We start from the raw sequence: 6,853 nt of genomic DNA, 5'->3' as shown, positions 1-6,853 counted from the left end.
TGTTCCTTGTAACTTGTCCACCATATCAGTTCATTATAAAAATCTTAGATTTTTGTCTTGACAACTGAGCCACTATAATTGTAAAAATATTCGTGTAGCGGATTTGTCTGATGGTAAGGCTAATGATGATGGGTATAGAGGAGTCCATGTTCATTTCCAGTTAAGCAATTACCATTATCCGATAGAGATTCAGTATAATACTTATTATGACAGGCAATTGAACAACTGGCTTCATAAATATATTTATAAACATGATTATGAAAATAAGGTTGGTCGTACGTTGCGTAAGCGTTCTGATATGATGAAAATAGAGTTTCTCTGATGCTGGAAATATGACGGTTTTAGAACTGGTGAAAAAATATCTCACAGAAAACTGGTGTAAGGCATAATACCGAGGCGAATTACAACTTTGTAATCAATATTATCAAGAAAGAAACTTTTGGAAACAAGCGGATTGACAAGGTAAAACTATCGGAAGCAAAAGGCTGGCTGATTAAGTTGCAGAGTGATGGCAGAGGGTACAGTACCATACATACCATCAGAGATGTTGTAATTTGGCAGGGTGTTCCCATAGTGTGGGCAACGCAGTTTTACAGAAGAGAAGCGGCTTTCCTCTTGAGAGAACTTTGCATCACAGACCTTACAGAGAAGCTGCCCTTTGGAACCGTTATTCTTGTAGAGGAAAGGCTTGGGGGCGCAACAGCGGGGGCAGATGCAGCTGACCGGGATGTCACATTCAGAGCGGCGGCTGACGGGGCGTATTTTCTTAGCGTAACATTTTTCAAAGTAAGGGATGAGTTCCTTGTAAGTCCAGTCCTGCCGGAAGTCAGTGACACGTGGGAGTTCATCAATTTTGAATTTTTGATATTTGGGAGAATGGGAATCATCAAAAGCCACTGCTTGAGTGGGATATATCTGCAGATAAAATTTAATAACCAGCAATTCATTTAATAAAGGTATTGAATAATGCCTAGTAAATAAATTATAATGTCCATGAGCAATGTCTCCTTTTGTATAAGGTTGGTTTGGCGATTGACATTATACCAAAAAAAGGGAGGTCATTGCTCATTTTTTGCAAACTCCCATAAAATCAAGGTTTAACAATAAAAACAGGTAGTGAATTTGACATTACCGACGGAAACGGTATGAGGTAAGAGTATGAGTAATGACGAACTTGATCAACTACGACAGCAGGTAAATAGACTGCGGAAAGAAAATAAAATATTAAAAGCACTGCTGGAGAAAGAAAATATTTCATATACAGAGGCTATCACAAGGCTTGACTCATACGAAGAAGATGACGAATACGATCCAAACCAGGGTCGGCGGATCATTCACCCAGCTCAGATCACAGATGAAATGGCAAACCGGTTTTACGCAAGGTTCTGGGGACGCCAGGATGTTTACAGCAAACGAACAATTAAGAAATCAACGGGCGAAGTGAATTATTATCCCCAGTGCAATAACTTTTGGTCTGAGAGATGTTATAGAAAAAGCGGTACGAAAATAAAATGCATGGATTGTGAATACAGGGACTGGAGCAGGCTTACGATCCGCCAGATCAAAGCACATCTATTGGGAAAATCATATGAAGCATCTGATGTAATTGGAGTTTATCCTTTACTTACAGATAACACCTGCCGTTTCTTAGTATTTGACTTCGATAACCATGAGAAAAGTGCAGAAAAGAAAGATTTTGCGAATACTGATGAAGAGTGGCGGAATGAGGTAAATGCGATGTGCAGAATCTGTGATTTGAACGGGATCTATTTCCTGCTTGAACGCTCCCGCTCCGGCAGAGGTGCACATCTATGGATTTTCTTGGATAAGCCGGTATCGGCTGCGTTAGTCAGAAAATTTGGTTTCGCTTTACTTGAAAAAGGTGCGGAGGAAGTAAATCTAAAATCTTTCAAATACTATGATAGAATGCTGCCAGCACAAGATCACCTGCCGGAAGGCGGTTTGGGCAATTTGATTGCACTTCCGTTGCAGGGCAAGGCATTACTGGAGGGGAATAGTGCATTTATTGATGAAAAATGGAATGCATATCCGGATCAGTGGTCGGTATTAATGGGCACGCCCCGACTTACGAAAGAATTTCTTGAGGAAAAGATAAAGGAATGGGAGCCTGAGTATACAGTGGCAGAGAATGGCTGTGAAAGGGCGAATGAAGATGGTAACCGTTCAAAACCGTGGAATAGAAATAGAAAATTCCATGTAGCTGATGTAGATGGCAAGTTAAATGTTGTTCTGTCAAATGGGGTATATGTCGATACTATAAATCTGAAACCGGCTATCCAGAATCATATTCGTAAACTGGCTGCATTCAGCAACCCAATTTTCTACAAGAATCAGGCAATTGGCTTATCAAACTTTGAAAATTCCAGATGGATATATTTTGGAAAGGATGAGAATGGCTATATTGAAATTCCGAGGGGGCTGTTAGATGAACTGATCGAAAAGTGTAAAGAAGCTGGAATTCCATGTGATGTTGTGGATGAACGCGCTTCCGGGAGGCATATCAATGTTAATTTTTCAGGCGAACTTAGAAAAGAGCAGGAACCGGCAGTAGAAAAACTACTGCATTATGATAACGGCATCCTGCATGCAGCTACGGCATTTGGTAAGACGGTAGTCTGCAGTGCATTGATTGCAGAGCGGAAGACAAGTACACTCATTTTATTGAAATCCTCAACGCTGATTGATCAATGGATAGAATCGTTAGAAAAATTTCTTGTTATTGAAGAAGAAATGCCTGAATATGAAACAAAAACAGGAAGGAAGAAAAAGCGTAAAAGTTTGATCGGAAGGCTTCAGGGCCCGCATGATTCCACTACGGGTATTATAGACATTGCCATGGTGGGTTCTGTTTGCAAAAAAGGCGAATTTCATCCCAGATTATCGGAATATGGTATGGTGATGGTTGATGAATGCCATCATTCAGCTTCTGACAGAATCGTAAATATTCTGAATGAAGTAAAGGCAAAGTATGTCTATGGAGTGACAGCCACGCCGATGAGGGGAGATGGTCTTGAAAAAATCAATTATATGCTGATCGGCCCGATCAGATATCAATTTACTGCCAAGGATAAGGCAAAAGAGCAGAAGATAGGCCATCTGGTCTATCCTCGTTTTACAAGAGCAGTTGTCCCACGCGGTGCAGGACAGAAAATACATCCAAATGATGCCTACGAAATCAACCGAAATAATGAGATGAGAGACCGGCAGATAATAGAAGATGTAAAATCATGTGTTTTACAAGGGAGAACTCCGGTTGTTTTGACAAAATATAAAGATCATGCAGAGGGGCTGTATCATCAACTCAATGACTATGCAGATCACGTATTTCTGATGACAGGCAATAATTCTAAGAAAGAGCATAAAGCGATACGGGAACAAATGCAGAAGATTCCCGATCATGAATCATTGATACTTGTCGCCACGGGTAAATTAGTCGGGGAAGGATTTGATTTTCCAAGGCTGGACACACTGATCATGGCAGCGCCGGTAGCATGGAAAGGCGTTGTAGAACAGTATGCCGGGCGCCTGAACCGTGATTACGAGGGAAAAGAAAATGTCATCGTTTACGACTATGTTGACAGCCATATTCCAATGTTTGACAATATGTATGCGAAGCGGATGAGAGCTTATAAACAGATTGGGTATGAGATTTGTACGGACGCAGAAAATGGAAAGCAGGACGCAAATGCTATCTTTGATTATGAAAACTATGCCGATGTTTATAATCGGGATTTAATAAATGCTGATAAAAGTATCATTATTTCCAGTCCGGTCATCAGCGGCCAGAAAGTCAGCCATATCATTTCAATGTTGAGAAGCAGGCAGGAGGCAGGTGTAAAAGTTACCATTGTAACCTGGGCACCGGATGCGTATGGTTATGGGAAGAGCGACTATTGGATGGAGCTGCACGAGCGCATGCGGAAAGCGGGATTTTATGTTCAGCTTGCGGAGGAATTCTGTGAGCATTATGTAATTGTAGATGAAGAAATTGTGTGGTATGGGAGCATGAACTTTTTGGCGAAGGAGGATGCAGAGGATAATCTGATGCGGGTATGCAGTAAGAGCATTGCTGCGGAATTAATGGAGATGACATTTGGAGGGAGTAGGGGAGTGACGGAACTGAGGTAGTGAGAGCAGGGCTTTCGGTATATATTTGTCGCCAAATACTTTTAAGAATTAGTTATTGAAATTCTTGTTTTAAGGACTGTCAAAATACTTTTTATAACAGTGTGCTTTATTCTAACGGAGGATAAATATACAAAATGAAGAAACAAATATGTATAGAAGATATTGCTGAAGAATTAGAGGCATGTACGGATAGCTGGGAACAGTTTTTAAATACCGAAACCGGTGAAATAGTGGCGTTGTCGGATGGCATGTGGATAGAACGGGATGAAGAATTAGATGAAGAGATTGATGCTTTGGATTGTTATGAACGTCTTCCGAACCAATATGAAATCCATGAGTGGAAGATTATGGAGGCGTTTGCGCTGGGAGTGACATCGGAAAGAAAACAGGAGCGGCTTTTGTTGGCACTGCATGGAAGAAAGGCTTATCGCCATTTTAAAGATGAAATTATAAACTTGGGTATTGATGAAGAATACTACGCATACCGATTCCAGGCGCTATGTAAAATTGCGGAAGAATGGTGTGAAAAGAATGAGATTCCGTATACCACCCGGGAGGAAAAGCACTAATGAAAAGAGTAGTAGTTATTGGAGAAGAGGAAGAAGATCTTGTGTTCCATCAGTGTTCTGCTTTTATTTATGAATGGTTACTGAAGCAGGCGCATGTAAAAGAGGAGTCTCTGACGGATTGGCTGCTATATGATATATCAAGCAGCAATCTGAATATTTATTATAAGGCATTTTCACGCCATGAAGAATCAACGAGTGGAGTGGATTGGGAGTGGTGGATATTAACGGCGGATCCTTATTATAAAGATAAGTATAATGGGTATAGATTTTTGGTACAGGCTAAAAAGTTATGGCCAAATAATCAGGATAATTATTCATTATTAAGTTATGGTAATAAAAATGGATTCCAGATAGATTTGCTTTTGAATGAAGCCAGGTATAGAAATGCGTATCCATTATATATGTTCTACACGACCACACAGCCGGACATAACAGAACAAATAAAAAATATTCAATTTATAAAGGAAGAAACACTCAGATGGTGTGATGGCTTCAATAACGGATGTTTTTTATCAGATGCTGGAAGTATTAGTGAGATTCTTTTTAATTTGCCAAGACATAAAATATTTGATATAGAGATACTAAATCATTCATTGAAATTATCTCTTTTAGATAAATTATTTCAGGATCTGAGCAAGAGCGGGCATTTATTGAATAAATTCAATCAGAGATTGATAAAATTAGGGGGAATGGACTCTCAATACAAGGACGGGGTATATGGCATTAAGCACAGTGGAAGAGGAATACCGAATTACTTAAAGATTTTTGTCGAACGCCAGGGGCAAGATCTTAGCTGGCTTGAGAGAGAAATGAAGTACGAGATGGGAGAGATTGGCGGATTAGCTGTTATTGATCTGCGCGAGTGAAACGGGGCAAATCGGTGCCTTTAAGATAAAAAGGAACGTGAAATGAAAGAACGAATTATAGAGGAATTAAAAAAATTGAGAATACAGTAAATGTAAGAATTATAATGGCAGTTGAATCTGGAAGCAGAGCCTGGGGGGTGCATCTCCTGATAGCGATTATGATGTTCGGTTTATATATGTAAGGAGGAATGACAAATGATAGATTGTATAATTAACATAATTAGTGGACTTTCAGATAAGCAGGCAGACGTTATTATAGCATCTATTGGACTACTAAGTGCAGCGATTGTAGCTGTAATAGGATTATTTGGCTCTGCATTTACATTTATGTTAAACAAAAGAAGTGAGCGAAAAGTAGAACTTAGAAAAATAAAAGAAAAGTAATATATTGAATTTTTAGAAAGTATAGCAGAAGCAAAAGCGGTAAATAGTAATGAAAGGGCTAAGGTTAATACTATACTTTCGGAAAGAATACAAACTATATATTTAGTTGGAGATAAAGGGGTGCAGGAAGCCTTAGCTAATTTTTTGAGTTTTTTTACATCTAGAAATAAATCAGCTGCTGAGCAGAATAAATTATATGCAGACTTAATTATGGCAATGAAAAAGGATTTATATGGACAAAGAGAAAATTCTTTAGATTCAATATCGTTTACTGTATTTACGAATTAGAGGTTTGTTTTATATTCTTCAGTGTAAATAGAAATACTTAAATATCTGGATTCGGCTGGTATTCCAAGAGAGGTTAAATAAGAAATTATTAAGTGAGTTATAAATATAGAGGGGATTACAACCTTTGATTGATAAAACATGAGAAGTTATAAAAAGAACCGCCGGCCCTATCTTACGGCCTATCTGGAAGATGGACGCTGCAGCTTCTCAAATAATCTTAGCGGAAATACGATCCGGCCATTTACCTTTGGCCGCAAAAACTGGCTGTTCTGTGACACCCCTAATGAGGCCCAGGCCAGTGCCATTGTATACACTATGGTAGAAATGGTAAAGGCAAATAGAGTAAACGTCTATCACTATCTTACTTATCTGCTTGAGAAAATGCCAAATGATAGGATGAACGATGAAAAGATGGATATCCTGGCACCGTGGAATGAAAATATCAAATCGGAAATAGAACATCGTGCAAATGATGCAAATCAATCATATGTAAATTGTCAAGGTGCTCCGGCTGCTGAAAGTATACGGTAAACCATGAGTACTGGCTCATTTTTTGACCGCCGTTTCCGGCGGCCAGGTCTACACATTGGTCGTTTT

Annotated in this window: 6 protein-coding genes and 1 pseudogene; all 7 read left to right on the top strand. The window is 39.3% G+C overall.

Features of this window, described 5'->3' with window-relative positions:
• Positions 1 to 498: 498 nt before the first annotated feature.
• A complete protein-coding gene (locus GKG43_RS23805; protein ID WP_055155284.1) occupies positions 499 to 951 on the top strand; it encodes a hypothetical protein in 453 nt (150 codons plus the stop codon).
• Between the two features lie 207 nt (positions 952 to 1,158).
• Positions 1,159 to 4,149 (top strand): DEAD/DEAH box helicase family protein, encoded by a 2,991-nt coding sequence (locus GKG43_RS22270; RefSeq protein ID WP_129880086.1) that lies wholly within the window; start codon positions 1,159 to 1,161, stop codon positions 4,147 to 4,149.
• A 134-nt stretch (positions 4,150 to 4,283) separates the two neighbouring features.
• Positions 4,284 to 4,718: a UPF0158 family protein gene (locus tag GKG43_RS22265; protein WP_055155286.1), complete on the top strand. Its 435-nt coding sequence runs from the start codon at positions 4,284 to 4,286 to the stop codon at positions 4,716 to 4,718.
• Entirely contained in the window at positions 4,718 to 5,584 is an 867-nt protein-coding gene (locus GKG43_RS22260) for a DUF6615 family protein (protein WP_055155287.1), read from the top strand. Before GKG43_RS22265 ends, GKG43_RS22260 begins: the two co-directional genes overlap by 1 nt.
• A gap of 195 nt (positions 5,585 to 5,779) precedes the next feature.
• On the top strand, positions 5,780 to 5,968 hold the full coding sequence (locus GKG43_RS22250) for a hypothetical protein (RefSeq protein ID WP_055155288.1): 189 nt from the start codon (positions 5,780 to 5,782) through the stop codon (positions 5,966 to 5,968).
• A 120-nt stretch (positions 5,969 to 6,088) separates the two neighbouring features.
• Positions 6,089 to 6,256 (top strand): hypothetical protein, encoded by a 168-nt coding sequence (locus GKG43_RS22245; protein WP_154253421.1) that lies wholly within the window; start codon positions 6,089 to 6,091, stop codon positions 6,254 to 6,256.
• A 144-nt stretch (positions 6,257 to 6,400) separates the two neighbouring features.
• A pseudogene (locus GKG43_RS22240) lies at positions 6,401 to 6,787 on the top strand (transposase); the annotation flags it as partial.
• Positions 6,788 to 6,853: the final 66 nt, after the last annotated feature.

Origin of the sequence: Eubacterium sp. BIOML-A2, from assembly GCF_009680135.1 — a bacterium.
Classification (GTDB): Bacteria; Bacillota; Clostridia; order Lachnospirales; family Lachnospiraceae; genus Faecalicatena; species Faecalicatena contortus_B.
Note: the sequence above shows the minus strand (reverse complement) of the source record. Positions and strands in the feature narration are given on the sequence as shown.